Origin of the sequence: Paenibacillus sp. IHBB 10380, from assembly GCF_000949425.1 — a bacterium.
In the GTDB taxonomy this organism is placed as follows: Bacteria; Bacillota; Bacilli; order Paenibacillales; family Paenibacillaceae; genus Paenibacillus_AQ.
This window is the reverse complement of sequence record NZ_CP010976.1, coordinates 335,108-352,022: the sequence shown is the minus strand read 5'-3', so window position 1 is coordinate 352,022 and position 16,915 is coordinate 335,108. Positions and strand designations below refer to the sequence as shown.

Below are 16,915 nucleotides of genomic sequence, written 5' to 3'. Positions count from 1 at the left end.
GAAGTTATTTTGATCTAGAAATTCACCATTATAGGAGACACTCATTAGACCAAATTATATTCTCAGCACATCTTTTCTTATTTTCAAAGTTATATATTCGCCTTCCAATTCCAATATCCTCCTAATATTCAATCATATTCAACAAAATAGAGCAGATATAGACAAAAAAGACAGATAAACTTTACAGCTCAACTGTCAGGTTATGTCTTTTATCCTATTTCTTCTTCGTTGCTATCACATACGGCTCTACCGCTGATAATAAGCAATGTCAGTTGCGGTTACATCAATATATTCTGATTGAGAGTTTATGTAAATTAGCATACACCTGCTGAATTCGATGTCTTCTCCCCTACTCATTTGCGCCTTACGCTATAATACCTCATCGCCCGGGGTACTCCTTTGATTTCCAATTCTCCGTTGTAGAAAAGATGACGGAGTCGATTGTTCTCACTCGAATGCATTTGGAGCATTACATGTGTGAAGGCAAACTTCACTTCCTGCGCTGAAAACTCATTGATTGCTATTCCGTATTTCTAAAGGTCTATCCAATAGATTAACCTGCCTCTCTCATGCGAGCTTCAAATCATCCAAATCTCTAGTACATTTGTTCGTCATCCAACATCAAATTTCCTATGCTACAACAGATAAGCCCCTGTAATCTGGTTAGTCTGAATTTATATCTAAATAAGCATTGGAAAAGACCCGTCTTCTACACGTTTACGTAGATCTAACGGGTCACCATTGTTCTAATGAACTTTTTTCTATCTACTTCTAAAACTTTTCAGTTTGACTCATCTGTGCATCAATCAGCCATACACTACTTTAAAAGCCTCTTCTACTTTGGGTAGAATATCGTCCCACTGTGCATCCGGATCCTTGCTCACCGTTACGAAATCTCTAATCCCAAATATATTGTCAATACCTTCTATACTGAGTAGAGCACTCGCCAAGGGATGATCTGTTGAATCGCCACTTTTCAATGATGTACTCCCAGTACCTTCAAATATGGTCTGATTTGTATTGATCTTGATTGAATTCGGATTCGGTGTTTCCTGAACATGAATTTCTATTGCCATGTGATCACTCCTTTATATGCTATTGTAACATGTTGAGGCCAAGCTTACTAAATACTCTGAAATTCAGCCATTAGAACCTCCCCCACTTGAATGAAACATGGGAGGTTCTTGGCCTTGTTTTACTACATTTTGTTGCATAAGTTCACTATGGCTTGCGCACTTTCCGCACGGTTCGCGTCCGCTTTAGGAACGAATCTATTCTTGCTTTGTCCATTCATCAATCCAAGTGATCTGACTGCTTGAATTTCTTCAACAGCCCATGAGCTAATCTGCTGTTCGTCGATGAACACAGGTCTCGAACCCATCGGTACCGCTGATGCTGCGTTTCTTAACTTATAGGCACGTACGATCATCGCAGCCATTTCTTCGCGTGTGATGGTTTCTTGAGGTGCAAATGTGAACTTATTCTTGCCATTCACCAAGCCGTTATGGTGGGCAGCGGAAACTGCGGAAGCATACCAAGCGCTACGATCGACGTCTTTAAAGGATACAGTACCAGTACTTGCATCCTTTAGGTTCAAAGCGCGAACGAGCATCGTTGCGAACTGAGCACGGGTCAACCGTTGCTCGGGACTAAATGTACTATCGGTCGTGCCTTCTACCACATGTTTGGCCGCGAGCTCCTTCACAGCAGCTTGCGCCCAGTGACCTTCCAAATCAGTAAATGATTTGTTGTATTCTAATACTGCATACTTGCTGAAACGATAAACGTCCGCTTTAAGCTTGCCGTTGTCCCAGTAACCATCAACGTATTCCAATTTCCCATCGTCCCCAACAAAATACACACCAAGAAGCATTTTATCCGCCGCAGGGTCAACGTTGAAGACTAAAGTAATAGGTGTTAGGAAACGGTCTATCTTCACTTCTTTTCCATCCTTCGTTTGTACTGACAGACTGAAATTGAACATCTTACTCGCCAACTTCAACTTCGTTGTCGAGCTATCTGATTTCCCAAGAAGAGATTCTGCTATAGATTGTTGCACTTCATCCATCTTAAAGGAGATGAGCGCGCCTTCAGTCTGCCCAGCCGGAATCGATTGCTGAATAGCTTTCAGTAACGAAGAAGGAAACACAATCGTGAAATCGCCTTTATTGATTTCAATCGACTTCGATCCCACAAGCTCCGCTGTTCTCAACGGAAGCAGAACACCATTCTCCTTTTCTCCGAGGTTAATGGATATGATCTCCCTACCACTTTTCAGAGATTCTTCATTAACGATCTTTTGGATAGCATGATTGCTGTTACCGCTGTCAGTGACACTACTGCCACCCGTTCCATTTCCGTTACCATTCCCCTCATCAACGGGTGGAGTAACTGCAAGAATGACGGTTCCACCTTCATTCATACCTGGAAGACTAAAGCTTACTTTTTGATTGTTCGTTACGTTGTAGACTGCTCCACTATACTCATCCTTCAATTGGCTTCCCGCCACAAAAGGTACACTCATCGTAATGTTTTTAGCCGCTATTGTCGTATTAATGACTGTGACGATATCCTTATTTTCATAATTTTTGTTGAATGCCAGATATCCTTCTTCATTCGATGCAGCAAGTGATGTCCGTATTCCTTTAGAGAACACTTTGGAATACTTAGCTCGGATATTCAGCAACTTCTGATAATGATCATGCAGTGGCTTTTCCGTTTCTAACTGATCCCACGGCATATCCGCACGGTTTTCGCTGAATTCTCCCTTACTCATGTCGCCTGCATTTTTTCCAGAACGCCCTAATTCTTCTCCGTAGTAAATGACTGGCTGTCCTTTGGAAGTTATTTGTAGCGCTGCTGCGATTTTTAGTTTCCCTTTATCTCCTGCTACGTAATCGGACAGGAACCCATTCTCATCATGGCTGCTCAGGAACTGTCCCATCGTTCTTGTGTTATCCATCTTCGCTTCACGGTCAGCCAGATAAGCTTCAACTGATGCAATATTTCCATTCACGAAATCTCTTGCATTCTCATTGAAACTGAAGTCAAGAAGACTATCCATTTGACCGCTTTGGAGCATACCTCCTTCACTATCTACAGTTGCACCATAGTATTCGCCGATCATTTTGAAATCCGGGTCAATGGCAGTCAATCTATTCTTGAATGCTTTCCATGTCGTGTCTTCAACATGTTTTACGGTGTCTACACGGAAATAATCAATCGTATCCCCGCGATTTGTTGTAGCACGTTCCAGCCAACCCGCCTGCCAATCCATCAGTTGTTCTCGAACGTCAACATCCTCTGTGATGAAATCAGGAAGTTGGGCTAATTCCCCCTTTATCGGATCTTCATCTGCGGAGATCCCGTCTGTTCTCAGCATATTGGCGAAACGGTCCTTGTCTTCCTGCGTGATGTCAGGGCTAGTGTCCCCTGGTTTAAGACCATATCCCGTGTGATTTAAAACAACGTCTACCATAATTTTAATGCCTTTATCATGGGCCTTATCGATTAACTCTTTGAACGTTTCTAGATCGCCAAGATGCTCATCGATCTTCGTGAAATCCTTGGCCCAATAACCATGATAACCATACTGTTTACTGTTGAAATCAAGACCTTTGTTGAAATCGATGTTGTCAACAATCGGTGTAATCCACAATGTATTTATGCCCAACTGCTGCATGTAATCTAACTTGTCGATAAGACCTCTGAAATCACCACTGGAATGTTCTTCAATCCAGTAGCAATCGAATCCTTCACTGCAAGAGTCTGTTCCATAAGATCCGTGTCGATCTTCACTTTCGAAGGTCCGCCCAATGCCGTAAGATTCATATAAGCTTCCTTGTAAGTCGTCGATTGATCTGATGAAACATTCAGTGTCAGTACCGCATTTTCGTTAGATGTGATCGACGAGGGATTAACGTTCGATTTGATCGTCACCACAGGTATGAAGTATTCGACAACCGATTTTCCGTTGATTGTATTGTGTGGATCCGTCACTTCGGTCGTGTTTCCATCCTTCGTCACCAAGAAAGTGTACTCATAAGTTCCACTCTTCACGTTAGTCAACGTATAACTGAACCATTCCTTAGCTGGATCGTAAATCATCAGTTGTTCCATCCCGTTGACTTTAACTTTCACACCTGTGATTGTAGGCATTTGACCGCTTTGGAAAAGAACATCGTCTCTGTACATAAACGTCATGTTACCATCCTTCAGAACAGGTCCCCTAATGCTTGGTAAAATATCAAGTTCTTTAACCATACTCGTCACTTTAACTTTGGTAAACGTATCTCCAGGTGTCACCGAAATGAGGCGATCATCCGGAAAATCCTGTTTAGCAGTGTTCCAATCTGTACCTTTACGAAGAACAAATCCGACGCCCGTCGCTTGAGGTCCAATTTCAATCATCATCACAGACGCCACACCGTTCTCTACCTTTTCAAAATCAATCTGGTCATTCTTCACACCCGTGTTCCATACCCAAAGATTCCAATCTTTGTAATCCTTATCTGGGCGGATGTAATTGAATTGGACGTAACGCTTGTCGTTAACTGGTTCCGTCGTAACGGTAACCGTTATATTTGTTGTCTTGCCGCCATAAGTGACTTTAATCGTTGCAGTACCTTTAGCGACTGCCTTTACTAAGCCTTTTGCCGTCACGGTAGCCACTTGCATGTCACTTGAAACGTACGTAGCTTGATTCGTTACCGTTCTCTGGCTGCCATCATCGTATTTCGCATTTAAGGCTGTTTGATGACTTTTACCTACTTCTAGAGCGTAGTTGGTTTTGTCGGGTTCTAACGATCTAACAATTGCTGCTGCAGTATTTTGTTTAATAATAACTGCAGTTAAAGGGTCAAGAATAATAGAATCCGCCGTAAGTACAAATCCAGATTTCGCAGAAACCTCATTGAGCCCTGCTTCATCGTTATCTACTAGAACCTTACCTGTTGTTAAATCTTCATCAAACGTCATGGTTCTCTCCGTGCTGTCAGCATTCACAAATACATAATAATGACCGGTTCCATCTGTTGCTTTGTTCTTGTAACCGATAATGAGATCGCTCGATTGAACCTCTGGCGCTGAGATCAAAGTGATATTAGAGTCTACTAGCGACTTATCACCTAGTCTAAACGCATCCGTCGATTTTCTTAATGCTATCAACCCTGCTGTATATTCTCTGGTTGTATTGTTTACAGGATATTGCATTTCGTTCGTTGCTTTCTCCCAATCAAACTTGTTAATTGCATCGGAAGAGTCATAGGAGTCATGTACGAAATATCCAAACACATCACCTGTCTCATCTGCTGATTCATGATATTTCTGTTCCGGCTTTCCTGCTGCTTTCCACTGCTTGGTTCGGCCATATTCCTGTCCTGCATGGAGAAAGGCGGTCCCTTGGGAAGTCAGCATTAACAGATTTCCAAGTCGTATCCGCTTATGGATCTCCAGATCATTTGCTGCTATGGAAGGATCTTTCTTAATCGACTGAGCAATAATATCATATAACGGCAGGTTGTCATGGGCTTCGATATACTGGACCATGTCACCCGGGTCATCATCAGCCGTATTGCTTGGCTGCGCTTTGATATTATTGAGGATCACGTTGATGTCGCGCGCGCCACCCGTAATAAATCTCGGCTCTCCTTCATTACCAAATCCGGATTTTAATTCATTTCTTATCTCATCGGAGAACACGCCCACACTGTCTGTTTTATCCATCCAGTCCTGATCTGCCCCTTTACCTGCTAACGAAGGATCAGCCGCGGCTCCACCAAAGGTTCTCCAACCTTCACCTATGAATAAAGCGTTAGGATTGATTATAGCTGCTGCATCATAAGCCTTCTGAACAGAATCATAGGTTGCATCTCCCATCATGTCCCAGCGCATTCCATCAATTTTGTATTCGTCAAACCAGTATTTAACGGAGTCTACCATTAATTTCTCAGCCATCTTATGGTTTGTAGCTAGATTGTTTCCAAAACCTCCTATGAAATTCCCATTTGCATCTTGAAATGCATAGTAGTTAGGAACGATATCATTCAATAAACCTGTTTTAGCCATATGTGTATATACAACATCCAAGACTACCCCCATGCCGGCATCATGAATGGCATCAATCATAGCCTTTAATTCTTTGATTCTGAGCTCCGGATCTGCTGGATTTTCAGAGTAAGCACCATCCGGCGTGAAATAGTTATGTGGGTCGTATCCCCAGTTGTATTCATTGTCTTGAGCTGAATATTCAAGTTCTCTTTCGTTCATTTTCGTTTCATCCCCAAAATACCAGGCCATTACAGGAAGCAATTGAACATGAGTAACACCAAGAGATTTGATATAGCCCAGCTTACTTTTGAAGGCATCATAGGATCCCCATGTTGCATTGTTCAAGTCGTCTTTAATAGATGGATCCGATGTGAAATCTCTAACATGGATCTCCCATATGATTGCATCTTCTCTTTTTTCATATCCGTTAATATTAGCAAAGTCAAAACCCGTGGGATTCGTTCCGCTCAAGTCCACGATAGCTGCTTTTCCTACATCGTCTCCATCAGAGCCAACGTCACCTTTAGTATCGACTGTAAATGCAGCCATCGATTTGGCGTAAGGATCAAGCACTTGTTTGGTTTCACCGTTATTCGTTACTTCATACTGATAGAAATAACCTTTAAGGTCTGTAACACTGGCACCTTCCAGCTCCCCCGGGGCAACCACAGCAGACCATACACCCTTGTCTTCTTTTGTTAAGTTAACGCTGCCAATGAGCTTCGTAGAATCGACTTTGTCATATACCTTCGCAATAACAGAGCTTGCCTTAGGTGCCCAAAGTTTGAACGTTACATTCCCGGCCTTATAAGTTGCTCCGAGGTCATCACCCTCGTAGTTGTACATTTCGTCGATCATTCTCCAGCCTGTGAGAGCGGATACGCTCCTTCCCGAATAGGTGACACTTAACGGGGCATTCTCCACTAGAAACGGTGTTGTAGTCACTTCAATCGCTGTTGGACTGGTTATTTTAACACTATTGATCGTTACGGCATCACCGTTTTTGTCTGTAATGGTTAGCTCACTTTTTAATGCTTCTGCTTCCAGACCTTCGGTCATCGTAAAACCTAAAACAATTTTACTTTCTGTTAATATTTCTGCGGACAAAAGACTGGTAGACACTTCCCCGAAAGGAGAAACGTATACGTTATTGTCTCCTTGTTTAATCCACAACTGATTGTATTTATCTAAAAGATTAAAATTTCTGTTAACCTCTTTATCTGCATCACCTAAGGTGCGATTCACAACAAAGAAGCTCATTTTCTTCGCATTTTCTTTGAGGGGGATATCAACATAGGCCCCATATTTATCTACTTGGTCAGCCGGGAAAGGGGTCGCACCTGATGGCCAATCGTCCGTAGGTGTTGCTACATCCTCCCAGTTCCAAATCCCATAGGAGCTATAGTTATTATCCGTTCTTTGATAATGTACACGAACCGTGTTTGCCGGAATATTAATTGGTTCATACGTAGTTACTTGATCTGAACCTTCTTTGATCCACACTTCATTACTCTCAGGCGTCGTCATCTTCATTTGCTTGTCTCCACCATCTTTGGTCCCGTCTTTACGATTTACAACAATGGCGCCGACCTTCTGCGCTGCGTCTTTGAGCTGAACATCCACAAAAGCGCCATAACTGTCTACCTGTCCAACCGGGAAAGGAGTTGCTCCTGATGGCCACCCCCCTGATTCTTTTGCAACATCTCCCCACAACCATAATCCAACATCAACATAGTTTCCGTCAGTTCTGTTGTAATGGATTCGAAGGTGCCCCGCTGGCACAGCATTAACATTATCTACGGGCTGAACATAGTCAGCAATCACACTATTGTCAATGGCATTGTACTTAAATGTGACTTCCGTATCTTTAGCAAGACTTAATTGTTTTTTGTCCACTGAATACGTTGGATCATTGTCAGATGCACCTACTTGTAAGGGATATAACCCGATACTCGAAATAATAAGAACAAGAGTCATAAAGATCGATAACATTTTCTTCCTTCTATAAGCAGACTTCACTTGAGCAACACTCCTCCATATTGAGATTCAATAAATGCAAACGATTGCGCAGAAATTAATATCCCTCCTTTTAAAATTTCAATTGATAATCCACTACATTCATAATAGTCAGCACTCTTGTAGATCATTCTAAAACAGAAACATATTCCAATTCGTGAAACCGTTTTCATTTATACTATAACGCTTTTAACAAGCCGTCAATTTTTAATTTTTGTTAATTGATCTATTAGTCTCTGAAATTGAAACTGTCCAAATTTACCCTTGCAAACCCCCAAAAATTTCACGTTTTTTTCTGTTAACACAAAGAACTCATTTGAAACTATAGTTAGCCCTTTCTACCCTTCATCATAATTTTTATATTTACAAAAAGTAGATTATGGTTTACTTTAACATTAAGTCATAATTAAATGTTGGTTTATTCCATTTAATATTTAATGAATATAAAAAAATACTACAAGGAGGACAACATGAAGGACTTATTAAATAAAAATATCCGTTTTGCCTACAACGAGGCTATAGAAATGATTGTTTCCATGGGGATGATCGCTTGTGAAGGGCAAATGCTCGCACTAGCAGAGGATTACAAACTTGAGATGGACCCACTTGCTTTGTCCTTTCATGAAGAGACACAGGCACGATTGTCACCTCATACGCTTCGGGAGCTTCAGTTTTTTTTCCAATATCACTTTTTACATAAAGGACTTGATTTCGCTTTCTATGAATCGATCGGTTCCTCGGTGGAACCGCAGTCTGCAGAAGAATGGATTACGAGTCTAGAGCAGACTCCTGCAGAAAAGGTAGTAGCACAAATGGTGTTCGGTGTGTATTACGATAAAATGGATGAGCTTCTACAAGACATGGATTGGGAGGACGTCAAAAAGGACCTGCGTTTGCTGTCTGAGATCGTAAAAAAAACGAAACCTCAACCGGAGGTTGTGGAAGCACATGAACCACTACTCGAATGTCTTGCCCATCCAGAAGAGACGAAATTACGGTATATGCAACTCATTCGCCAGTTCTACCATGATGCCTTTGTTCTCTGGAGAGATCAATTTAGGAAAGAGTCTGAACAAGCTTCACTAGTCTACAAAGAACTTTTTCATACCAATCCCGAGCGATTCATTCGTGGTATCAACAAAATCGATCCAGCTATCTATGACATACCCACAACCTTCCATATCAGTTTCATTTCACAAATAGGTAACCACCACCTAACCTTTAATACCGGAACCTCTTGGATTGGATGGGTTATTTTCGGTATACATAACGATCGCGTATTCGGCCCTGCTGCCGATCGAGAGAAGACAGAACTGTTCTTAAAGGCATTCTCAGATAAAAGACGCTTAGACTTCTTAATGCTTCTACGAAAACGTCCTCACTATGGAAAGGAAATAGCAACAAAACTCGGCATAACGCCAGCCGCAGTCAATTATCATGCCAACTTCTTATTCTTCTTAAATCTAATTGAACTGAAAAGGGAAGACCATCGACTGTATTACCATCTGGATGTGGATAAACTGCGGGAATTGCTAGCTTTAACAACTAGAGTCATGCTGGACGAAGATTACTAATTAGCCCCGTAAATAGAAGTGAATCTAATTGATCATTGGGAGGATGTAACTTGAGCGGAGCAATGAAAGAAGAGGTTGTAACTAACCCAGCCATACCAGCTACTTCTAGCACGTTGAAACGATTAATCAGGCTAGGTAAACCTTACTTGGGTCGGTATATTATATTGTGTCTCCTGGCCGCGGTCGTCTCGCTTGCGACTGTGGCCTTGGCCGAGTCTTTACGTCGTATCATCAATGCCGCTACAAATCAGGATATGCCATTATTGGTGTCAAGTCTCATATTTGGTGCCGTGGTCGTTATCGTGGATGCTTGCGCAAACTTCCTCAGAACTTATTTATCAGGGTTACTTGAATTTAAGTCGACTGCTACACTCCAAGCCTCTATGCTCTCTAAGTTATTAAAAGTACATATGAAGGATCTAGACCGTTATCATTCTGCCGATCTTATAAGTCGTATTAATGATTCTGCTGTTGTTGCCCAACAAGGTATCAATCAAAAAACAATCGAGTTGCTGACCAATCTGATGCAACTCACCTTCCTCCTTACGTACCTATTGTCCCTCCAATATGTATTAACCTTGGGGACTCTGATCATTTGCTCCTTAGTACCTCTAGTCATGATACCTTTCACTTCTCGTCTGCGCTCCATGCATGAGCAAAGACAACAAGTAGAATCAGCACAACAAGTTTTCATTCAAGACACCGTACAAGGTGCTGAGGTCGTGCGAGCCTTCTCACTTGCTCCCAAGCTTCGTGATCAATTTGCACAACGAGTGAAGCAATATTTTAAAATTCATTTACCTATCTCTCGCATAGAAGCGGTGGGGTATAACATGCCCCTAGCCGTTATACTTGGTGGTTTGCTGTACGTACTCTCCTATGGTGGTTACCTCGTCATTGATGGTCAACTTGATGTAGGAGCTATCGCAGCATTCCTCTACTGTTTCGAGCAAATCACGAACCCCGTATCTCGCCTTGCCAACCTATGGACTGAAATGCAAGCTTCCTTGGCACAAGGTAAACGTGTGTTTGAAGTCCTCGATCTGAAAGAAGAGGGAATAGACTATGAATCTGATCTTTATAACGATCACAAAGAGATGTCTGTAGCCACCAATCACGTTGTTAGTGGTTTACACTCTATCACATTCGAGCGAGTCGGATTCCGCTATGGTGATGATCAAGTGTTGACTGACGTCTCACTTACGATCGAACCTGGGAAGGTGACGGCATTTGCAGGACCTAGTGGTAGTGGCAAAAGCACCCTCCTTAATTTACTTCTTGCCGTTTATGAACCCCTTGAAGGTAGCATAAGCTGCGGCGATATACCGTTAAGCGGCATCCATCCTCGTGTCTGGCGTAATAACATCGCTTACGTTTCTCAAGAATCGTATCTTTTCTCCGGTACGCTATATGAGAATATCGCATGGGGAAAACCAGATGCCATATATGATGACATTATTCAAGCCGCACAAAGCGCAGGTATTCACGAATTCATCATGACAACTCCTTTACAATACGAGACTGTCATCGGTGAACGAGGACTTACATTGTCCGGAGGAGAACGGCAACGCTTATCCATTGCTAGAGCATTTGTACGGCAGCCGAAGCTGTTGCTTCTCGATGAACCCACAGCAGCACTTGACAGCCATAATGAAGAGATTATCCAACAAGCACTCAAAGAACTCATGTATGGTCGAACTACCGTAGTTATCGCCCACAGATTATCCACCATTCGAGATGCAGATCGAATTTATTATATGGAAGCGGGGTCTGTTGTTGAAGCAGGCACACACCACGAGTTGATGGCTTCAGAAGGTAAGTATAGAACCATGGTTGAGACAAGTTTCAAGAAAAAGAATGTCTCTGTTGAGGATATGGAGGTCGAAGCATGAAAGTGAAAAATTCCGCCGATCATAAATTGGGGTACATTCTACGTAGATTGATGTCTTATTCCGTTCCCTACCGTATCGGATTTATTGTTGCCATCCTCCTTCTGTCTGCCAGACTCGCTATGGACATCGGTTTTGCAGTCGTTCAGCAGGTATTCATTGATACGATCAATAGTTCGAGTATGGACTCTCTTATGCGTGTGACGGTCATTTGTGCAACGGCCTGTGTCGTTATTATCTGTTGTATCATAGTACAACATTACTTCCGATTCGTTGTGCAGAGTCGTATGTCTTGGGATTTTCGTGCCAAAATTTTCGATAAAAGTCAACAGATTCCTTTCCGCCAAATCCAATCGATGCATTCGGGAGATCTCACCTCACGCAATAATAAGGATGCAGGTATGGCGATCGGTATGGTAGATAGCATTGTATACGATCTTGGGTACAATCTTCTTCTCTGTTTTGTTTCGTTTCTATATCTGGCCCAAATGGACGTGTGGATCGCACTTCTAGCCCTTGGTTCTGGACCCATTGTATTTCTTTCTGGCCGTTTCTTTGATCGAAAGCTACGTAAATTATCCACTGAGATTTATAAGAGAGAGGCAGAGCTTCGTGGTCTGTTACAAGAAACATTACAGGGAATGAAAGTCGTGCGGGCGTTCGCCCTAGAAGAAACTCTTCTAAAACGATATGTGCTTGAACGCGAGAAGTTGAACCAATTGCAGCAAAAGAGGACTCTTCTAAACGGACTATTGTGGCAATCATCAGCATTTATCAATAATCTGGTCATGGTTGCATGTGCTGCTTTAATTGCTTTGTCTGCTATTAGAGGAGGAACGTCGACTGGTGAAGTACTAGCATTTATCCTCTTGATGGGACGCGTGCAGTGGCCATTTGTGCAGATGTCTCAGACATGGGGCGGGGTACAAGAGGCTTTAGGTGCAGCTGATCGTGTATTCGCTATTCTCGAAATGCCAGAAGAAGGGGCAGAGAATTCTTCACCACAACCTACCTCATTCCCCTTGGCTTCTGACGGAATCGCCGCGTTGTCCTTACAGAATGTCCATTACAGACACCCTTCGATTGATGGGAGTGAATCATCACTCTTTGCTGGAATTCATGTGAATATCTCCCCTGGGGAGACCATCGCTGTTGTGGGACCTAGCGGTTCAGGAAAGACGACACTTGCTCGATTATGCTGTGGGCTGTATGAACCGGATATTGGTACCATCTCCATTTACGGGAAATCTGTTCAAGATCAACTCGAAGAAACACGCGCAATGATTACGTATGTACCTCAGAACCCTTATCTATTCTCGGGAACCATAAGGGACAACATCGCCTTCAGCGCAAGCGATGCGACCGATGAAGATATTCAAGAAGCAGCCCGACTAGCAGGCGCAGAAGAGTTTATTTCAAAGATGCCTGCAGGCTTCGACACGTTATTAGGTGAACATGGATCGACCTTATCCGGTGGACAAAGACAACGTATAGCCATTGCGAGAGCCTTCCTTCGTAACGCTCCACTTCTTCTTTTGGATGAGGCTACCTCCGCTTTGGATAACGAATCCGAACGGATTGTTCAGCAATCCCTTGATTTACTTATGAAGGATCGCACAACGTTGGTCATCGCGCACAGATTATCCACGGTGCGGGAAGCTTCTAGAATTATCGTATTAGATCAAGGTACTATCGTCGAGGAGGGTTCTCACGAAGTTCTGTTAGAGATGAATGGACTGTACGCCGAATTATACAACATTCAATTTAGAGCAACGGAAGCTGAAGCTATAGATGAGGTAGAGTCTATGCTTCCTGCCTAAAGGTTAGACCAATAAGAATTCCAATAAGGTCGTGTGGCTTTCGCTGGCTCATCACTTCATAAAGAAAGCCACAGCCGACCCAATAGGAAGTTTACTAGATTTCGATAATCATTATGATAGTTCTTAATGAAATCGTTGATTTCCTTCTCCGTTTAAGTGAAAAATAGATCCTATCGATGAATTGAAACATAATCGTAGATAAAAGCGTATAATAAGAAAGTATCCATATCATTAAGCTAAATATAGGAGGAACAAAAACATGTCTATAAGTAAGGCTAAAAAGGCAAGACAAAAACTTGCACAACAAGGTAAAGTTAATCCAGAGTTACTCAGGGGCTCATGGCATGGTGTTAAGCCCACCGTTAAAGTTACACCTACCCTTAAACAGAAGCGAACACAAATGTATAATAAATATAAAAGGAATCCCGCTCATGACAGCAGTGATTCCTTTTATTTCTTTTATTTACTAACCTGCGCTTGAATTGGACCTCGATCTCTTCTGAATTTCATGTACTCCCATAACCACTGCAACCAGTTCATAATGATTCAACTCTGATGATTTATTATGCAGACCATATGCTCCAGGTTGAAGCCAACCGTTTACTCTAGCGAATGTAACCACTGTCTCTCCATTGGCACTTTGAATATTATATTCCTTAGAAAAAGCCGGTGAAGTAATTTCGTACGTTCCCCTATTACCTGCATCATACTCATATTTTTTAGAAAAGAAGCTCATTCTAGCTCTCAGCACACCCATAAGTTCGTCCTTATTATCAATTATTCCCCATTTATTAGACAAAAATCGAAATTTCCCTCCACACACTTTTGCACCTGTAGAATCATACACATCAAGTGAAGAACCGATAGCACTTTTTAAATCGATGCTTCCAACCGGTTCACCAGCCTCGTTCATAAGATCTGAGATGCCTGCATTAAAAAAATTATCTTTAAAATATAATTCCATTGCCGCGATCACTCCTCGCTCTGTCAATAATATATATTTTACCATGGAAATACTTGATAAATCAGAAATAATATTGAATTATTTAACAATTTAAAGAGGTTATCCCTAGCCACTTTTAATGGTTTTTGGGACAACCCCTTGTTTTCAAATATCCACTTTCATTCATTTTGAGTTGACAGATGATCTCAAATCATTCTACCGTCAGGATACGTGGAGATGCTGTTTGCACAACTCTGGATGCAAACCAAGAACCCAGGCATGCTACTAGAATACTTAAGAGAATCATCGCTATAATTCCTCCCCCATTCATAATTAACGGTACTTTAACAATTCCGTAATCCGCCAAAATAACATTTAGTAATGGCGGGAGACCTAGCAATCCGAATGGAATTCCAACTATGGCCCCAATACTAGATACGACCAATATTTCTGCTCCGATCGACAGACGAATCTGTTTAGAAGTCATACCTATCGATTTATATATGCCATACGTTCGACTTTCTTTTTTCATATTAATGCGACATATACTGTAGATAATAATAAACGTTACAACAATAAACAGTAATGCCATCACCGACATCGGTAATATTAAAATTGTGACTGCCTGAGAGAATACTTCATCTACCAAAGTAGCTTGACTTGCTGTCCAGAGTGCATTCCCGTATTTATTGTGCAATTCGTTTACAAATTGATTGATAGAAACGCCATCTTCAAGATTGATGAAGATCGTATTCATAGCAGATCCATAGTTGGGATTGGCCTTTCTGACCGCATCAGCTGTTATTCGACCCGTGTTGGACATATTCGCTATCGCCTGATAAATTCCCGTAACGGTGAGTGTATACTTTTCTCCTTCAATGTAAATGTCCAGCGGATCACCTACATCTATCTGAAGTTTCTTGGCTACATTCACACCGATCGTAATTTCATCGTCTTTGATCGGATTATGTCCTTTTACATTTTCATAGCCTATTTCGTCATAATTCCCATCAGCTACCGTGAGCAAGATTCCCATGGAATCTTGTTCCATATCTGCTGCAAGTTCCTTGCTAATCGGTAATACTGCATTGGCATCCCCGTATAGGCTAAAGTTCTTTACCCTTTTGTCTGACAATACTTCTCCATGTAATTGTTCATAGGTAAGTTTGGCAGGGTTATCGATCCTCACGGATAGATCTGCCGAATCATATCCCCATTTTGCAATCGTTTGGTGGATAGAAGAAATGCTATATACGAACATAAATCCAAATACTAGGACAGATGTAGACAAGGCCGTAATGAGGATGATCAGTAAAGAGCCACGAATATTCTTTCTCACTCCCCTTAGCCCGATGATGAATTCAATCGGAAGACGACCAAGTTGCAACAGTTTCTTTTTCCCTGTATTCATACGGCTTGACATCTTTGAGCTTTCTTTTTCTGACATTCCATAACGAATGGCTTGCGCAGGCTCTACACCACGGGCTTTATATGAGAAAAGCAGTGCGGATAGAAAAATAATGGTGACCACCCCAAGACCAACCCATATCTCAATACCCGAAAATTGAATATTCATATTCGACGAACTTGTGTTCAGATAAGCCATAGAGCTACTAACAATTTTGTTGGAGAAAAAATAACTAAGCAAAATCCCTGGAACAACCGACACAAAGGCGATCAACGTATATTGCGTGACATATGCAGATATAATTTTGCGAGAGGATAATCCCACTGACTTGATGATACCTATCGTTTTGTAACTGGATAAGATCGCATCAGAAATAGTAAATCCGAGTGTGTACAATGCAATTGATATCATGACAACAGCTAGAAAAACCATAATAAAACTAATAACTTGATTAGCTATCATATAGTAGGATGATATACTTTCAAAGTCTTTCACAGATTCCAAATAGGGAGTACCTAAAAATTTCTCGAAATTTTCCCAGTAAGTTCTGTTCTGACTATAATCATCAAAACGCATTTCGGTCATATACATGTCATTACCCTGTAATGTTGACAAATGGTTATTAAAATCCTGATCATTCATCCAAATTCTCCCGCTTGTTGCAAACGGTGAACAATAGGAGATGTCCACAACTACTGCAGCGACCTGCAATTGGATTGTTTCTTTATCTGTTTTAAATTCAATCCGATCTCCAACCTGAATATTGTTGGAATAAGCAAGCGATGTCGGAATCCAGGCTGTTCCAGGTTCGGGCGTTTGTCTCTCCCCCCCTTGCACAAACAAAAGCTTGTCGACAGAGAATGGTGCATTCGGTGTATCCATCATAAACAAATCTACATTGGGAATTTCCTCTCCATCATGAACCATACTGGACAGATAGCGGTATCGCATCACTTCTGAAGTAGTAACTCCTTCTTGCTCTGCCCACCACTGATTAACCCGGTATGGATCGTGAATGCCATTCTCAAACCTTAAGATCTGATGAGCACCATTAACCTTTGTATGCATATCCTCATACACGCGATTAGTATTGTTAACCACTAACACGGCAGTAGATAGGAGCAGTGCAGAGAGCATGATGATTATAGCCATAAAGCCGTTCTGTACCTTTTTATTTTTCAGGTTCGACCAACATAACATCCATACAGGAAACATTC

At 41.8% G+C, this 16,915-nt stretch carries 9 protein-coding genes; 4 read left to right on the top strand and 5 right to left on the bottom strand.

Features of this window, described 5'->3' with window-relative positions; translation table 11 throughout:
* Positions 1–806: 806 nt before the first annotated feature.
* The 3 genes from UB51_RS01325 to UB51_RS01315 all read right to left on the bottom strand — a co-directional run bounded on the left by UB51_RS01325 (position 807) and on the right by UB51_RS01315 (position 8,067).
* Complete coding sequence (locus UB51_RS01325) at positions 807–1,076, bottom strand: NifU N-terminal domain-containing protein (protein ID WP_044875737.1); 270 nt, start codon at positions 1,074–1,076, stop codon at positions 807–809.
* 122 nt (positions 1,077–1,198) lie between these two features.
* Entirely contained in the window at positions 1,199–3,682 is a 2,484-nt protein-coding gene (locus UB51_RS26135; RefSeq protein WP_052675723.1) for an alpha-amylase family glycosyl hydrolase, read from the bottom strand.
* 5 nt (positions 3,683–3,687) lie between these two features.
* Entirely contained in the window at positions 3,688–8,067 is a 4,380-nt protein-coding gene (locus tag UB51_RS01315) for a pullulanase (protein WP_234405522.1), read from the bottom strand.
* 467 nt (positions 8,068–8,534) lie between these two features.
* On the opposite strand from UB51_RS01315, the gene UB51_RS01310 reads away from it, so the two are divergent.
* The 4 genes from UB51_RS01310 (at position 8,535) to UB51_RS01295 (ending at position 13,828) form a co-directional block, all read left to right on the top strand.
* On the top strand, positions 8,535–9,638 hold the full coding sequence (locus UB51_RS01310; RefSeq protein ID WP_044875736.1) for a winged helix-turn-helix domain-containing protein: 1,104 nt from the start codon (positions 8,535–8,537) through the stop codon (positions 9,636–9,638).
* Between the two features lie 50 nt (positions 9,639–9,688).
* On the top strand, positions 9,689–11,530 hold the full coding sequence (locus tag UB51_RS26130; RefSeq protein ID WP_052675722.1) for an ABC transporter ATP-binding protein: 1,842 nt from the start codon (positions 9,689–9,691) through the stop codon (positions 11,528–11,530).
* Positions 11,527–13,347, top strand: a complete 1,821-nt coding sequence (locus UB51_RS01300; protein WP_052675721.1) for an ABC transporter ATP-binding protein — start codon at positions 11,527–11,529, stop codon at positions 13,345–13,347. The genes UB51_RS26130 and UB51_RS01300 overlap by 4 nt, the downstream gene beginning before the upstream one ends.
* A gap of 259 nt (positions 13,348–13,606) precedes the next feature.
* Entirely contained in the window at positions 13,607–13,828 is a 222-nt protein-coding gene (locus UB51_RS01295; RefSeq protein WP_044875735.1) for a hypothetical protein, read from the top strand.
* Here UB51_RS01295 and UB51_RS01290 read toward each other — a convergent pair.
* Positions 13,814–14,311, bottom strand: a complete 498-nt coding sequence (locus UB51_RS01290; protein ID WP_044875734.1) for an LURP-one-related family protein — start codon at positions 14,309–14,311, stop codon at positions 13,814–13,816. The two genes, UB51_RS01295 and UB51_RS01290, sit on opposite strands and share 15 nt — an antisense overlap.
* A 190-nt stretch (positions 14,312–14,501) precedes the next feature.
* The gene (locus UB51_RS01285; RefSeq protein ID WP_044875733.1) at positions 14,502–16,913 is read right to left on the bottom strand and encodes an ABC transporter permease; all 2,412 of its coding nucleotides are present in this window, start codon (positions 16,911–16,913) and stop codon (positions 14,502–14,504) included.
* Positions 16,914–16,915 lie beyond the last annotated feature (2 nt).